The organism is Streptomyces sp. VRA16 Mangrove soil (assembly GCF_017377775.1).
In the GTDB taxonomy this organism is placed as follows: domain Bacteria; phylum Actinomycetota; class Actinomycetes; order Streptomycetales; family Streptomycetaceae; genus Streptomyces.
The window spans coordinates 200,992-215,917 of the sequence record NZ_JAFVLN010000005.1; the positions used below are offsets into that span (position 1 = coordinate 200,992).

General features: G+C 69.9%; 10 protein-coding genes. 6 read left to right on the forward strand and 4 right to left on the reverse strand.

The genetic code is table 11. The features are described from left to right. The first annotated feature begins 7 nt into the window (after positions 1–7). Positions 8–2,044: a glycosyl hydrolase family 28-related protein gene (locus tag J3486_RS15920; protein WP_207820956.1), complete on the forward strand. Its 2,037-nt coding sequence runs from the start codon at positions 8–10 to the stop codon at positions 2,042–2,044. A 129-nt stretch (positions 2,045–2,173) separates the two neighbouring features. On the opposite strand, the gene glgX is transcribed toward J3486_RS15920, so the two are convergent. Both glgX and J3486_RS15930 read right to left on the reverse strand, forming a co-directional pair. Beyond that, on the reverse strand, positions 2,174–4,276 hold the full coding sequence (gene glgX, locus J3486_RS15925; RefSeq protein WP_207820957.1) for a glycogen debranching protein GlgX: 2,103 nt from the start codon (positions 4,274–4,276) through the stop codon (positions 2,174–2,176). Further along, positions 4,273–4,761, reverse strand: coding sequence for a pep a2 (locus J3486_RS15930; RefSeq protein WP_207820958.1), 489 nt, complete (start codon positions 4,759–4,761; stop codon positions 4,273–4,275). The genes glgX and J3486_RS15930 overlap by 4 nt, the downstream gene beginning before the upstream one ends. Positions 4,762–5,047: 286 nt before the next feature. Here J3486_RS15930 and J3486_RS15935 point away from each other — a divergent pair, with 286 nt between their 5' ends. The 5 genes from J3486_RS15935 (at position 5,048) to glgB (ending at position 12,729) form a co-directional block, all read left to right on the forward strand. After that, complete coding sequence (locus J3486_RS15935) at positions 5,048–5,290, forward strand: DUF5133 domain-containing protein (protein ID WP_207820959.1); 243 nt, start codon at positions 5,048–5,050, stop codon at positions 5,288–5,290. Next, on the forward strand, positions 5,287–7,260 hold the full coding sequence (locus J3486_RS15940) for an alpha-1,4-glucan--maltose-1-phosphate maltosyltransferase family protein (protein ID WP_207820960.1): 1,974 nt from the start codon (positions 5,287–5,289) through the stop codon (positions 7,258–7,260). The genes J3486_RS15935 and J3486_RS15940 overlap by 4 nt, the downstream gene beginning before the upstream one ends. A 71-nt stretch (positions 7,261–7,331) precedes the next feature. Further along, complete coding sequence (treS, locus tag J3486_RS15945) at positions 7,332–9,050, forward strand: maltose alpha-D-glucosyltransferase (protein ID WP_207821249.1); 1,719 nt, start codon at positions 7,332–7,334, stop codon at positions 9,048–9,050. A 4-nt stretch (positions 9,051–9,054) separates the two neighbouring features. Continuing rightward, positions 9,055–10,395: a phosphotransferase gene (locus J3486_RS15950; protein ID WP_207820961.1), complete on the forward strand. Its 1,341-nt coding sequence runs from the start codon at positions 9,055–9,057 to the stop codon at positions 10,393–10,395. A gap of 42 nt (positions 10,396–10,437) precedes the next feature. Then, the gene (gene glgB / locus J3486_RS15955; protein WP_207820962.1) at positions 10,438–12,729 is read left to right on the forward strand and encodes a 1,4-alpha-glucan branching enzyme; all 2,292 of its coding nucleotides are present in this window, start codon (positions 10,438–10,440) and stop codon (positions 12,727–12,729) included. A gap of 55 nt (positions 12,730–12,784) precedes the next feature. Here glgB and J3486_RS15960 read toward each other — a convergent pair whose 3' ends face one another. Together J3486_RS15960 and J3486_RS15965 are read right to left on the reverse strand one after the other, a co-directional pair. Further along, complete coding sequence (locus tag J3486_RS15960; protein ID WP_307804828.1) at positions 12,785–14,014, reverse strand: sigma-70 family RNA polymerase sigma factor; 1,230 nt, start codon at positions 14,012–14,014, stop codon at positions 12,785–12,787. Next, on the reverse strand, positions 14,011–14,712 hold the full coding sequence (locus J3486_RS15965; RefSeq protein WP_207820963.1) for a YciI family protein: 702 nt from the start codon (positions 14,710–14,712) through the stop codon (positions 14,011–14,013). Before J3486_RS15965 ends, J3486_RS15960 begins: the two co-directional genes overlap by 4 nt. Positions 14,713–14,926 lie beyond the last annotated feature (214 nt).

A 14,926-nucleotide genomic window follows, 5' to 3' on the forward strand; every position in this document is an offset into this window, starting at 1 on the left:
GCACCGGATGCCGTGGTACTCCGCACGCCGAAGATCCGCCCGGCTCGCCGCCTCCCTGGCGGCGGCCGCGGCCGGGCTCATGTTCACCGCCGTCCAGCCGGCCACGGCATCCGGGAACGTCGCGGGCGACGCCACACCCGTGACCCGGGCGGCGCTCGACCCGTCGCTCGTCGCGGGCCGCGGCGCCGACGTCTCGTTCGCCGAGCAGGAGGCCGAGAACGGGCGCACCAACGGGAAGGTCATCGGCCCGGACCGAACGGCGTACACGCTGCCGTCCGAGGCGTCGGGGCGCTCCGCCGTGCGGCTGAAGCCGGGCCAGTACGTCGAGTTCACGCTGCCGCGCGCGGCCAACGCGCTCACGGTGCGGTACAGCATTCCGGACGCACCCTCGGGCGGCGGCATCACGGCGCCGCTGGATCTCACCGTCGGCGGCAAGCGGCAGTCCCCGATCACGCTGACCTCGCGGTACTCGTGGCTGTACAACCAGTACCCGTTCAGCAACGACCCGCAGGCCGATCTCCTGCACCCGGACTGGTGGATCACGGAGTGCGGGTGCGTGCCGAACGCCACCACCCCGACGCCGGTCGTCGACAAGCCGTTCCGGCCCAGTCACTTCTACGACGAGCAGCGCGTCAGGCTGTCCAGGACGTACCGGGCGGGCGAGACCGTCCGCCTGACCGCCCCGGCCGGGACCAAGGCCGCCTGGACCGTCGTCGACCTGCTCGACTCGGAACTCGTAGGCGCACCCCACGTGGACCTGCGGGCCGTGAACCCGCTGCTCTACGGCGCCGACCCGACCGGCCGACGCGACTCGGCCGACGCCATCGACAAGGCGATCGCCGCCGCGAAGCGCCGGCACCTGAAGGTCTATCTGTCCCCCGGCACGTACCAGGTGAACCGGCACATCGTCGTCGACGACGTGACGATCGAGGGTGCGGGCAACTGGTACACGATCATCAAGGGGCACCAGGTCACCCTGGACAAGCCCGCTCCTGACGGGTCCGTCCACACCGGGGTCGGCTTCTACGGCAGGGACGCGGCCGACGGCGGGAGCAGGAACGTCCACCTGTCCGGGTTCGCGATCGAGGGCGACGTGCGGGAGCGCATCGACACCGATCAGGTGAACGCGATCGGCGGCGCGATGAGCGACTCCACGATCGACGGCCTGTACCTGCACCACACCAAGGTCGGCCTCTGGTTCGACGGCCCGATGGAGAACGTCCGCGTGACGCGGAACATCGTCGCCGACCAGATCGCCGACGGCCTCAACTTCCATACCGGCGTGACCGATTCACTCGTCTCGCAGAACTTCCTGCGCAACACGGGCGACGACGCGCTCGCCATGTGGTCGCAGAAGCAGCAGGACGCCCGCAACACCTTCTCCCGCAACACGGTCCAGACCCCGGTCCTCGCCAACGGCATCGCCCTGTATGGCGGTACCGACAACACGGTCACCGGGAACCTGATCGCCGATCCCGTCCGCGAGGGCAGTGCCCTCCAGATCGGCTCCCGCTTCGGCGCCGAGCCGTTCACCGGCCAGGTCCGGATCACCGACAACACGACCGTGCGGGCCGGCACGTTCGAGCTGAACTGGAAGATCGGGCTCGGCGCGATCTGGTTCTACGCCCTGGAGAAGGACATCGCCGCCGACATCCAGGTCACCGGCGACCACTTCCTCGACAACACCTACAACGCGATCATGTTCGTCTCCGACTTCCCGGTGAAGGACCGGTACAGGATCACGGGCGTGCACTTCAAGGACATCCGGGTGGACGGCACCGGCACCTCGGTGCTCAGCGCCCGGTCGGCAGGCTCGGCGTCGTTCGAGAACGTGGACGCCCGCAACGTCGGCGCGGTCGGCATCAACAACTGCGGATCGTTCAACTTCCCCGCGACGGGTTCGGAGTTCACGGTCGAGGACCGGGGCGGCAACGACGGCGGCGGCACGACCGGCCCCTGGCTGGCCGCCTGGGAGCTGCCGAACACGATCACCTGCGACGACCGCCCGCCGGTCGTCTCACCGCCCGCACCCGGCGGCTGGTGAGATCGCCTCGCACGGCAGGGAACGTCCCGTGACCAGGCACGAATCCTGACGAACGGACAGGCCGACAGCCCCGCCTCGCGTCCAGCTGTTCGCGAGGCGGGGCTGTCGGCCTTGTGCTCCGCCTCGCGTTCAGCCGTTCGCGGGGCGGGTGAGGACGAGCAGGGTCCGGGGGTCGAGCCGGAGCGTGGCGTCGGCCTTGTGCTCCGTCTCGTCCGGCATCTCGTCGGGGTTCGCGGTGTCGATCCGGGTGGTCCACGACTGTCCGTACGACGCGTCGGGCAACCGGAACTCCACCGGCTGCCAGCCGAAGTTGAGGAGCAGGAGGAACGAGTCGTCCACGACGCGGTCCCCGTCGCCGTCGGGTTCGAGGATCGCGCAGCCGTTGAGGAAGACGGTCAGCGCGTGTGCGTTCGGGTCGTTCCAGTCGTCCTCGGTCATGGTGGCGGCATCGGGGCGCAGCCAGCCCACGTCCGGCAGGCCCGGTCCGCTGTCGGGTGCCGCCTGCCCTCGGAAGAACCGGCGCCGGCGCAGCACGGGATGGTCCGCGCGCAGGGCGCCGAGGGTGCGGGTGAAGTCGAGCAGTGCCGAGCGTGTGTCGTCGAGGTCCCAGTCGACCCAGGTCAGCTCGCTGTCCTGGCAGTAGGCGTTGTTGTTGCCCCGCTGGGTGCGGCCGAGCTCGTCGCCGTGGGCGAGCATGGGGATGCCCTGGGACAGCAGTAGCGTGGCCAGCAGGTTGCGTTGTTGCCTGGCGCGCAGCGCGAGGACGTCCGGATCGTCCGTCGGCCCCTCGACGCCGCAGTTCCAGGACCGGTTCGTGCTCTCGCCGTCCCGGTTGTCCTCGCCGTTGTCCTCGTTGTGCTTGTCGTTGTACGAGACGAGGTCGCGCAGCGTGAAGCCGTCATGGGCCGTGATGAAGTTGACGCTCGCCCGGGGGCGGCGCCGGTCGCGCTGGTAGAGGTCGGCCGATCCGGTGAGCCGGGCCGCGAACTCGCCCAGGGTGCCCGTACGGGCCCGCCACACGTCCCTGACGCAGTCGCGGTACTTGCCGTTCCACTCGGACCACTGCGGCGGGAAGTTGCCCACCTGATAGCCGCCGTCGCCGAGGTCCCAGGGTTCGGCGATCAGCTTGACGCGGCTGACCACGGGGTCCTGCTGGATGAGGTCGAAGAAGGCCGACAGCCGGTCCACCTCGTGGAACTGGCGGGCCAGCGTGGCCGCGAGGTCGAAGCGGAAGCCGTCCACATGACATTCGGTGACCCAGTACCGCAGCGAGTCCATGAGCAGTTGCAGGACGTTGGGGTGGCGCATCAGCAGACTGTTGCCGGTGCCCGTCGTGTCGTAGTAGCGGCTGAAGTCGTCGTCGGCGAGCCGGTAGTACGAGGCGTTGTCGATGCCGCGGAACGACAGCGTGGGGCCGTTCTCGTTGCCCTCGGCCGTGTGGTTGTAGACCACGTCGAGAATGACTTCGAGCCCCGCCGCGTGCAGCGCGCGCACCATGTCCTTGAACTCGGTGACCTGTTCGCCGAGGGTGCCGTGGGCGGCGTAGGCGTGATGGGGCGCGAAGAAGCCGATGGTGTTGTAGCCCCAGTAGTTGGACAGTCCGCGGTCGCGCAGGAAGCCGTCCTGGACGAACTGGTGCACCGGGAGCAGTTCGACCGCGGTCACCTTCAGCGAGGTGAGGTGGTCGAGCACGGCCGGGGTGGCGAGACCGGCGTAGGTGCCGCGCAGCGCCTGCGGGACCTCCGGGTGCCGCGCGGTCAGACCACGTACGTGTGTCTCGTAGATGACGGTGTCGGCGTAGGCGTGGCAGGGCGGGGTGTCGTCGGCCCAGTCGTAGGCCGGGTCGACGACCACGCCGCACAGCCCCTGCCCGTCGGCGCCGGCGCTGCCGGTACGGTCGTGGACGGCCTTGGCGTAGGGGTCGAGCAGCAGGATGTCGGGGTCGCAGCGGTGCCCCGAGGCCGGTTCCCACGGCCCGTGGACCCGGTACGCGTACTGCTGGGGCGGTGCGATGCCGGGGACGTAGCCGTGCCACACGGTTCCGTCGACCTCGGGCAGCGCGATCGTGTGCTCGGTGCCGTCGGGGTCGAGCAGGATCAGGTCCACGCGCTCGGCCACGGCGCTGAACAGGGCGAAGTTCGTGCCGTGGCCGTCGTAGGTCGCCCCGAGGGGATAGGGGCGGCCGCCGCGGGCGCGTACCGGTGTCCCGGACGACGCTCGTCGTGCGGTCACGAAGCCCGGCCCGCGCCGAGGCCGGCCGGCACGGGGACGGCGGCCGGCAGCAGCCGTGCTTCGCTCGCCGTGGGCATCGGCCGCTTGGGCACGAGGACCTCACGGTCCCCGGTGCGGCTGCGCAGCGAGAACCAGACGATCCGCTGGGCGTTCTGCACGCAGCTGCCCCAGCCGTCGCTCATGGCCGCGATCTGCGACGAGCACCGCAGCGGGAGTCCGTGGGCGGGCGCGGTGGCCGTGCCCTCGTAGGACACCGCGCTGATGAGATGCTGCCCGGTCCACCACGCCTCGATCTCGACGCGGGTCTCGGCAGAGCCCTCGACGGCGAGTTCCAGAAGCAGGCCGAGGCCACGGGTGGCGGAACCGGCCAGTCGTTGAAGGCCCCAGTAGCGCAGGTGCGCGGCCATGATCCGCTGGACCTGTCCGACCCGTTCGGGGGCCGGCTCCACCGTGACGTGGTAGTAGCGGGGCGTTTCGTGAAGCATGATTCTCGCTCCTCACCGCGGGCCCACGATCCGTCGCCTCGGACGTCCCGTTCGCACGGAGGGTGAGCAGGGACCGCTTGAGAGTCACTGGCCAGCGTGAGCGCATTACTCCATTCGTGCAACCGGAGCGTGGTCGACCGGCGACGTTCGGTTCAACAGGACGAATCGGCAAGGGCGCCGCACCATGGGTGAGGGAGCGCCGGATGGTGACGGCGCGATTCCGCTCCGTGAACGGTGGACGGGCCGACAGGTCCGGCGTCGCGGAGCTCCGGAGGTCCGAAGGCCGATGACGCCGAACACGTCGCGTGCCGCCGGTGAACTCGACCGGTGCCTGGCGCGGTACCGCCTGTGGGAACGCCGCTTCCTGGCGCGTCCGGCCGACCCTCCGACCCACAGCGCTTTCGTACGGGCCGTCGCGGATCTGTGCCGGGCCACCGGTGAACGGTGCGGCAGGGAAGCCGCGCAGGCCGCCGAGGCGGCCGCACGTCCGCGGCCCCCGGTGCTCGACTCGCGAGGTGACACGTCATGACCGCCGTGTACGAGCGTGGTGTCCCGCTGTCCGTCGAGGACGTGCGCCCCGCCGTCGACGGTGGCAGGCGTGCGGCCAAGTCCGTGGTGGGAGAGGTGTTCCCGGTCTCCGCCCTGGTCTTCGTCGAGGGCCATTCCGTCCTCGGTGCCGAGGTCGTGCTGTGCGATCCCGAGGGGCGCGAGACGGGTCCGTGGCCGATGACGGAGTCCGCTCCGGGAACGGACCGGTGGAGCGCCGAGGTCGGCGCCGACGCGCCGGGCCGTTGGACGTACCGCGTTCGCGCGTGGAGCGACCCCGTGGCCACATGGAGGCGGGACGCCGCCGTGAAGGTGTCCGCCGGGGTGGACTGCGAGCACACCCTCGAAGAGGGCGCCGTGCACCTGGAGGGCGCACGGGCGCGCCTCACCGACCCGCGGGCGCGTGCCGCCGTGCAGGAGGCGCTGACCGCTCTGGGGGATGCGACCCTCAGCCCGCACGAACGCATGAACGCCGTGTGTTCGGCGGCAGTTCGGGCCGCTCTGGAGGCCGTCCCCGTACGCGAGAGGCTCACCGAGAGCCGGGAGCTGCCGTTGCTGGTGGAGCGGGAGCGGGCGCTGTACGGCTCCTGGTACGAGTTCTTCCCGCGCTCGGAGGGCGCCCTCGTCGAACCCGGCAGACGGCCCGTCAGCGGCACCTTCGCCACCGCGGCCCGGCGCCTGCCGGCCATCGCGGAGATGGGCTTCGACGTCGTCTACCTGCCGCCGATCCACCCCATCGGGACGACCTTCCGCAAGGGCCCGGACAACGCGCTGTCCGCAGGCCCGCACGACGTGGGTGTCCCGTGGGCGGTGGGTTCACCGGAGGGCGGTCACGACGCGATCCATCCGGATCTGGGCACGCTCGACGACTTCGACGCGTTCGTGGCGCGAGCCACGGAGCTGGGCCTGGAAGTGGCCCTGGACTTCGCGCTGCAGTGCTCGCCCGACCATCCGTGGGTGGACAAGCACCCGGACTGGTTCCATCACCGCCCCGACGGCACGATCGCGTACGCCGAGAACCCGCCGAAGAAGTACCAGGACATCTATCCGATCGCCTTCGACCAGGACATGCCGGGCCTGATCGCCGAGACGACCCGGATCCTGCGGCACTGGATGGCGCACGGCGTCCGCATCTTCCGCGTCGACAACCCGCACACGAAACCGGTCGTGTTCTGGGAGCAGGTCATCGCGGACATCAACCGCGCCGACCCCGATGTCATCTTCCTGGCGGAGGCGTTCACCCGCCCGGCGATGATGCGCACCCTCGCCGAGATCGGATTCCAGCAGTCGTACACGTACTTCACCTGGCGCAATTCGAAGCAGGAACTCACGTACTACGTCAAGGAGTTGACGCAGGAGACGGCTGCTGTTCTCCGACCGAACTTCTTCGCGAACACCCCTGACATCCTGCCCGAGTTCCTGCAGCACGGCGGCCGTCCCGCCTTCGAACTCCGCGCGGTCCTCGCCGCGACCCTCTCCCCCTCCTGGGGCGTCTACAGCGGATACGAACTCTGCGAGAACATTCCGCTCCGTCCGGGCGGCGAGGACTACCTCCGTTCCGAGAAGTACGAACTCCGGCCGCGGGACTGGGAGTCGGCGGCGCGCGAGGGACGGACGATCGCCCCTCTGCTCGCGGCGCTCAACGACGTCAGGCGACGCAGCCCCGCGCTGCGGCAACTGCGTGACGTGCACTTCCATCACGCCGACAACGACGCGGTGATCGCGTACTCGAAGCGCAGTGGTTCGAACACGGTTCTGGTGGTCGTGAACCTCGACCCGCACCACACCCAGGAGGCGACGGTCCGACTCGATCTCGAAGCCCTGGGGCTCGCACCCGGCGCGGTCTTCCGCGTGCGCGACGAACTGTCGGGCGACATCTATCACTGGAATGACACGAACTTTGTGCGGCTGACGCCGGGCACGGCGCCCGCGCACCTTCTGACCATCGGTTGAGTCAGGAAAAGAGCTCTTCCGGAACGGCATGATCCGAACGAGGGAGAACCCTCATGACGACGAACGAATTCATGCTGCCCGCCTGTCCGGACGCCGCGAGAGCGGTCGTCCGGGATCCGGAGTGGTTCAAGCGTGCTGTCTTCTACGAGGTCCTGGTCCGTTCGTTCTACGACAGTAACGGCGACGGCGTCGGCGACCTCAAGGGCATCACGGCGAAGCTGGACTATCTCCAGTGGCTGGGCGTGGACTGCCTCTGGCTGCCGCCCTTCTTCAAGTCGCCGCTGCGCGACGGCGGTTACGACGTGGCCAACTACATCGCGGCGCTGCCGGAGTTCGGTGATCTGGCCGACTTCGTGGAGTTCGTCGACGCCGCGCACCAGCGCGGCATGCGGGTGATCATCGACTTCGTCATGAACCACACGAGCGATCAGCACGAGTGGTTCCAGCAGTCCCGCTCGGACCCCGAGGGACCCTACGGCGACTACTACGTCTGGGCCGACGACGACAAGCAGTACCAGGACGCCCGGATCATCTTCGTCGACACCGAAGCCTCCAACTGGACCTTCGACCCGGTCCGCAAGCAGTACTTCTGGCACCGCTTCTTCTCCCACCAGCCCGACCTCAACTACGAGAACCCGGCCGTCCAGGAAGAGATCCTGGCCGCCCTGCGCTTCTGGCTCGACCTGGGCATCGACGGCTTCCGCCTCGACGCCGTCCCCTACCTCTACGCCGAGGAGGGCACCAACTGCGAAAACCTCCCCGCCACCCACCACTTCCTCAAACGGGTCCGCAAGGAGATCGACGCCCAGTACCCCGACGTCGTCATCCTCGCCGAGGCCAACCAGTGGCCCGAGGACGTCGTCGACTACTTCGGCGACTACGCCTCCGGCGGCGACGAATGCCACATGGCCTTCCACTTCCCCGTCATGCCCCGCATCTTCATGGCCGTACGCCGCGAATCGCGCTACCCGGTCTCCGAGATCCTCGCCAAGACCCCCGCGATCCCCTCCTCCTGCCAGTGGGGCATCTTCCTGCGCAACCACGACGAACTCACCCTCGAAATGGTCACCGACGAGGAACGCGACTACATGTACGCGGAGTACGCCAAGGACCCGCGCATGCGCGCCAACATCGGCATCCGCCGGCGCCTGGCCCCGCTCCTGGACAACGACCGCAACCAGATCGAACTGTTCACCGCCCTGCTGCTGTCCCTGCCCGGCAGCCCGATCCTCTACTACGGCGACGAGATCGGCATGGGCGACAACATCTGGCTCGGCGACCGCGACGCGGTCCGCACCCCCATGCAATGGACCCCCGACCGCAACGCCGGCTTCTCCTCCTGCGACCCCGGCCGCCTCTACCTCCCCACGATCATGGACCCGGTCTACGGCTACCAGGTCACCAACGTCGAAGCCTCCATGTCCTCGCCGTCCTCACTGCTGCACTGGACGCGCCGCATGATCGAGATCCGCAAACAGAACCCGGCCTTCGGCCTGGGCTCCTACACCGAACTCCCCTCGTCCAACCCGGCCGTGATCGCGTTCCTGCGCGAGTACAAGGACGACCTCGTCCTGTGCGTCCACAACTTCTCCCGCTTCGCCCAGCCCACCGAACTCGACCTCCAGTCCTTCAACGGACGCCACCCCGTCGAACTCATCGGCGGCGTCCGCTTCCCCGCCATCGGCGAACTGCCCTACCTGCTGACGTTGGCGGGGCACGGCTTCTACTGGTTCAGGCTGCTGCCCGCCGGTCGGCTCACCCCCCGCGTCGCTCGTCACGATTGGACCTGACGCCATGAACTCGACTCTGGCCGAAATGGACGGCGTGCGGTCGCTGGTGCTCGGCTCCTCCCTCACCGAGCTGCTGCGGCGCTGGCTGCCCGGACAGCGCTGGTACAGCGGCTCCGGGCACCGCATCACCGATGTGTCGGTGGCGGCCGCGACCGAACTGGCTCCGGACTGCTTCCATCTGCTGATCCGCGTGCAGGAGAGCACCGAAAGGGACGCCGCTCACTACCAGTTGGTGCTGGGCGCGACCCGCACTCCCCCGCCGCGGCTGCGACACTGCGTCGTGGGTCGCGTCGACGGACCCGACGGACATGAACTGGTGGTCTACGACGCGGTCCACGACCACCGGGTGGCGGTCCTGCTGCTGGACCGGATCCGGCGCGGCGGGACGACAGGACATCTCCACTTCGAGTCCTTCCCCCGCTCAGCGGTCCCCGCGGGCCTCACGCCGCGGGTCGTGAGCACCGAGCAGTCCAACACCTCGATCGTGTACGGCGATCAGCTCATCCTCAAGCTGTTCCGCCGCGTACAACGGGGCACCAACCCGGACCTGGAGGTGCCGACCGCCCTGTCGCGCTCCGGTTATCCGTGGGTGCCCGCGCCGTCGGCCTGGTTCTGCACGACGGTCCCGTTCTGGGCGACGCTCGGCATGGTCCAGCCCTTCATCTCCGGGGCCGTGGACGGCTGGACGCTGGCCCTGAACCCGGCGACCGCGCGGGACGGCTTCGTCGAGCAGGCCCACCACCTGGGCCGTACGACCGGTGAGCTGCACATGGCCCTCGCCTCGGCGTTCCCCACCCGTCCGCCCACTCCCCACCATCTGCCGCGGCTGGCGGAGGAGATGACGCGGCGCCTCGTCCACGCTGCCGCGGCGGTCCCGGCCCTGAGCCGGCACAGCCCTGCCCTGCGGGACATCTTCGCGGTCGCGTCCGAAGCGGGTGACGACCTGCCGTTGCAGCGCATCCACGGCGATCTGCACCTCGGGCAGGTCCTGTGGGCGCGCGGCCGATGGCACGTCGTGGACTTCGAGGGCGAACCCTCGCAGCCGATGGCCGAGCGGTGCGCGGACCGTTCACCGATGCGGGACATCGTCGGCATGCTGCGGTCGTTCGACTACGCCGGCCACATGGGTCGCGGCGCACATCCGGACTGGGCCGACCGATGCAGGACCGCGTTCTGCGCGGGCTACGGCGAGGCGGGTGGCTTCGATCCCCTCGCGGCAGAACCTCTGTTGCGTGCGTACGAGGCGGACCGTGCCGTCTACGAAGTGCTGTACGAGGCGTCCCACCGGCCGGACTGGACCGCTGTGCCCCTGCGGGCGGTCGCCCGTCTGACGTCGGCGCGCTGACCCCGGCTGCCCGGCCCGCTTCGATCCCCCGCAAGGAGCACCATGAGTGTCCATGTCGCCCCGGCCCCCGCCCCGCTCGCGCGCCGCTCCGCTCACGCCGCAGCGGACATCGACCCGGCCGTCCGGGTCCGCCTGGTGGACGGGGCGTTCCACGACCCGCACGCGGTGCTGGGCAGTCATCCTGTGCCGGGCGGGGTCGTCGTGCGCTGTCTGCGGCCGGGCGCGGACAGCGTGGAGGTGCGGACCGACGACGCGGTGTGGGTCCTGCCCCACACGGGGGACGGCCTGTTCGCGGGCCGGATTCCCATGGCGCCCGGCGCACCCTACCGGCTCCGGACCGGATACCCGGAGGCTGCCGTGGAGCAGGACGACCCGTACCGATTCCTGCCCGCCCTGGGCGAGTTGGATCTGCATCTGATCGGTGAGGGCCGCCACGAGGAGCTGTGGACGGCGCTCGGCGCCCACGTCATGGAGCACCAAGGGGTGCTCGGGACACGGTTCACGGTGTGGGCGCCGCGCGCACTCGGTGTCCGCGTGGTCGGCACCTTCACGTGCTGGGACGGTGCGGCCACGCCCATGCGTTCCCTCGGGCGTTCCGGTGTCTGGGAGTTGTTCGTGCCCGGCATCGGCGAGGGCGAGCTGTACAAGTACGAGATCATCGGGCCCGACGGCACACGCCGCCAGCATGCGGATCCCCTGGCACGCGGCACCGAGAAGCCGCCGGCGACCGCGTCCGTCGTACACGTCTCGCACCACTCCTGGCAGGACACGCAGTGGATGGAGCGGCGCGGTGAACGCCCCGTCCACCAGGCCCCGTTCTCGGTCTACGAGGTCCATCTGCCGTCCTGGCGCCCCGGTCTCACCTACCGCCAGCTCGCCGAGCAACTCCCCGCCTACCTCACCGACTTGAACTTCACCCACGTGGAACTGCTACCGGTGGCCGAGCACCCCTTCGGCGGCTCCTGGGGCTACCAGGTCACCGGCTTCTACGCCCCCACCGCCCGCCTGGGCACCCCCGACGACTTCAAACACCTCATCGACACACTCCACCAGGCCGGCATCGGCGTCCTGATGGACTGGGTCCCCGCCCACTTCCCGCGCGACGACTGGGCCCTGGCCGAGTTCGACGGCCGCCCCCTGTACGAACACGAGGACCCACTGCGCTCCGCCCACCCCGACTGGGGCACCCTCGAATTCGACTACGGACGCCGCGAAGTCCGCAACTTCCTCGTCGCCAACGCCCTGTACTGGTGCGAGGAGTTCCACATCGACGGCCTGCGCGTCGACGCCGTCGCCTCCATGCTCTACCTCGACTACTCACGCGAGGAGGGCCAATGGACCCCCAACCAGTTCGGCGGCCGGGAGAACCTCGACGCCGTCGACTTCCTCCAGGAGATGAACGCCACCCTCTACCGCCGGGTACCCGGCGTCGTCACCGTCGCCGAGGAATCCACCGCCTGGGACGGCGTCACCCGCCCCACCCACCACACCGGCCCCGCCGGCTTCGGCGGCCTCGGCTTCGGCCTCAAATGGAACATGGGCTGGATGCACGACTCCCTCGACTACATCAGCCACGAACCCGTACACCGCAAGTACCACCACAACGAGATGACCTTCTCCATGGTGTACGCCTACAGCGAGAACTACGTCCTGCCCATCTCCCACGACGAAGTCGTCCACGGCAAACGCTCCCTCGTCTCCAAAATGCCCGGCGACTGGTGGCAACAACGCGCCAACCACCGCGCCTACCTCGGCTTCATGTGGGCCCACCCCGGCAAACAACTCCTCTTCATGGGCCAGGAATTCGCCCAGGGCGCCGAATGGTCCGAAGCCCACGGCCCCGACTGGTGGCTCCTCGACCCCGCCTACGGAGCCGAGGCCGACCACCGCGGAGTACGCGACCTCGTCCGCGACCTGAACCACGTCTACCGCGACGCACCCGCCCTGTGGGAACGCGACACCGACCCCGCCGGATTCTCCTGGGTCATCGGCGACGCCGCCGAGGACAACGTCTTCGCCTTCCTGCGCCACGCCGCCGACGGCACCCCCCTGCTCGCCGTCTCCAACTTCTCCCCCGTCATCCGCCACGAGTACCGGCTCGGCGTCCCCGACGACATCCCCGCCTGGCACGAAGTCCTCAACACCGACCAGGCCCGCTACGGCGGCGGCGACGTCACCAACCCCGGCGCACTCCCCCGCACACCGGTCCCCTGCCACGGTCGCCGTGCGTCGATCGCCCTGTCCCTGCCGCCCCTGGCCACGGTCTGGCTGGTGCCCACAGCACTGGCTCACCCGAGAGGTGCCGAGTTCACCGTCGCCGCGCACCTCCCTTGAACCGGACAAGCGCACGGCAGACGGACTCCTCGGCCCTGCCGTCCCGGCGACATGGTCAGCCGTCGCATCCCAGGTCGGCCAGTTGCCGCGCGTACTCCTGGGCGATCGCCTTGTTCGGAGCGATCGCCTCCGCCGCCCGGTAGGCCTGTGCGGCCTCGCGGGGGCGTCCGAGCCGGCGCAGTGCGTCCGCGCGTACGGCCGGCACCGCGTGGTGTCCGGCCAGCTGCCGGTGCGTGTCGAGGCGGTCGACGGCATCCAGCTGGGCCTGTGGCCCGTCGCGCATCCCCACAGCAACAGCCCGGTTGAGCGCGACCACCGGGTTGGCCCGCAGGTCGAGGAGGCGGTCGTAGAGCTCCACGATGGCGCTCCAGTCGGTCCTGGCGGCCGTAGGAGCGAGCGCGTGTTGCGCGGCGATGGACGCCTGAAGGGCGAAAGGGCCGCCGGCCGGAGCCGCCTCGCGGGCCAGGGCCACACCCTCGGCGGCGAGTGTGTGGTCCCATCGCGTCCGGTCCTGGCGTTCCAAGGTGATGAGCCCGCCGTCGGCGTCGACTCTCGCCGCACGCCGGGAGTGCTGGAGCAACAGCAGCGCGAGCAGCCCCCGTGCCTCCGAATCGCCGGGCGCTTCGGCGGTGACGAGCCGCGCGAGCCGGATGGCCTCCTCGGCAAGCTCGTCACGTGTCGTGCTGCCGTCACTGGGTGCGTAGCCCTCGGTGAAGATGAGACAGATGACGGCGAGGACCCCGCCCAGCCGGTCGGCGCGTGCCCCGGGCAACGGTTCGCGGTAGCCGATCGCGGCCGCCGCGATCTTCCGTTTCGCCCGCAGGATTCGCTGTGACACGGTGTCCTCGCCGATCAGGAAGGCCCGGGCGATCTCGCGCGTGGTGAGACCGCCGACGGCGCGGAGCGTCAGGGCGACCCGCGATTCGAGCGGAAGCGCGGGATGGCAGCAGGTGAACAACAGCCGCAGCTTCTCGTCCCCGGGAGGCGGGGGTTCATGGCCCGCCTGCAGCGCGGCGACCTCCACGAGCTTGGCGCTCTCGGTGCTCCGGCGCCGCAGGACGTCCACGGCGCGGTGCCGGGCCGCGGTCACCAGCCACGCCCCCGGCTTGCGCGGCACCCCATCCTTCTCCCAGGCCGTCAGAGCACGGGTGAACGCGTCCTGCGCGCAGTCCTCCGCCAGTTCCCAGTCGCCGGTCAGGCGCACGATCGTGCCGAAGACGGCGCCCCACTCGGCACGGTGTGCCTCCGCGAGCGCCGCCCGCACCTGCGCCCGCGCTGTGCTCACGAGAAGTCCCGCCAGAATGCGCGCAGTTCGACGCTCCCTGACCGCGCCATGGGGCAGCGCGACAGATAGTCGAGCGCTTCCTCCCGTTCCCCGTCGATGAAGACGATGCCGGACACCGACTCGGGTACGTCCGTGTACGCGCCGTCGGTGATCAGCAACTCCCCTCCCCTGCGGCGCACCAGAGTGGCGTCCTCCACGGAACGCAGATGCTCACCGCCCAGGTACAGGCCGGCGGCGCGGCCCTCGCGGACCCATGCGGCCACCGAGGCGCGCGACGGCGTGAACGGCGGCGCGGCCGGGTCCGTCCGGACGATGCCGAGGAACCGGGAGGCCGGCTCGTCGCCCGAGTGCGGGACGTTGTCCGTGTCCGGCCCCAGTTCCAGTGGTTCGACCGGCCGGATCTCCATGCGGCCCGCGGTGGCCATGGGGTGCGACGCGGCGACCTCGATCGCCTCGTCGAGATCGACGGCCTCGATGAGGTCGTACCCGGCGATCCACTCGTTCGTCTCCGCGAACGGCCCGTCGGTGACGAGCACTTGGTTCTCGCGGACGCGGACCGTGGTCGCCTCCGCGGGAGGCGTGAGCGGCATCCCCTCGATCCGCACGCCTTGGTCACCCCACTTCTCCACCCATGCGTCGGGGGTCTCGTCGACCGGCTCCCCTGCCGGGTCGGTGGCGACGAACAGTACGTACTTCATGGCGTTCTCCTTTCGACCGTTTCACCAGGACGACGAAGAGCCTTCGCCGAATCCGACAACGGGCCGGAACTTGGCACGGTACAGATGCGAGGGGACAGGGCTCGGCTCCCGTGGTGCAGCCTTGAGCGGCCCGCAGAGCTCCCGTACCGAGTGTGACGGGCACCCGGCCGGAATCCGCGGGGCTCGTCACGATAGCTACGCGCGTTCACTGGCA

Coding starts and splice junctions, on each gene's coding strand:
- J3486_RS15920 (WP_207820956.1), top strand. CDS start 8: ATGCCGTGGTACTCCGCACGCCGAAGATCCGCCCGGCTCGCCGCCTCC.
- J3486_RS15930 (WP_207820958.1), bottom strand. CDS start 4,761: ATGCTTCACGAAACGCCCCGCTACTACCACGTCACGGTGGAGCCGGCC.
- J3486_RS15935 (WP_207820959.1), top strand. CDS start 5,048: ATGACGCCGAACACGTCGCGTGCCGCCGGTGAACTCGACCGGTGCCTG.
- J3486_RS15940 (WP_207820960.1), top strand. CDS start 5,287: ATGACCGCCGTGTACGAGCGTGGTGTCCCGCTGTCCGTCGAGGACGTG.
- treS (WP_207821249.1), top strand. CDS start 7,332: ATGCTGCCCGCCTGTCCGGACGCCGCGAGAGCGGTCGTCCGGGATCCG.
- J3486_RS15950 (WP_207820961.1), top strand. CDS start 9,055: ATGAACTCGACTCTGGCCGAAATGGACGGCGTGCGGTCGCTGGTGCTC.
- glgB (WP_207820962.1), top strand. CDS start 10,438: ATGAGTGTCCATGTCGCCCCGGCCCCCGCCCCGCTCGCGCGCCGCTCC.
- J3486_RS15965 (WP_207820963.1), bottom strand. CDS start 14,712: ATGAAGTACGTACTGTTCGTCGCCACCGACCCGGCAGGGGAGCCGGTC.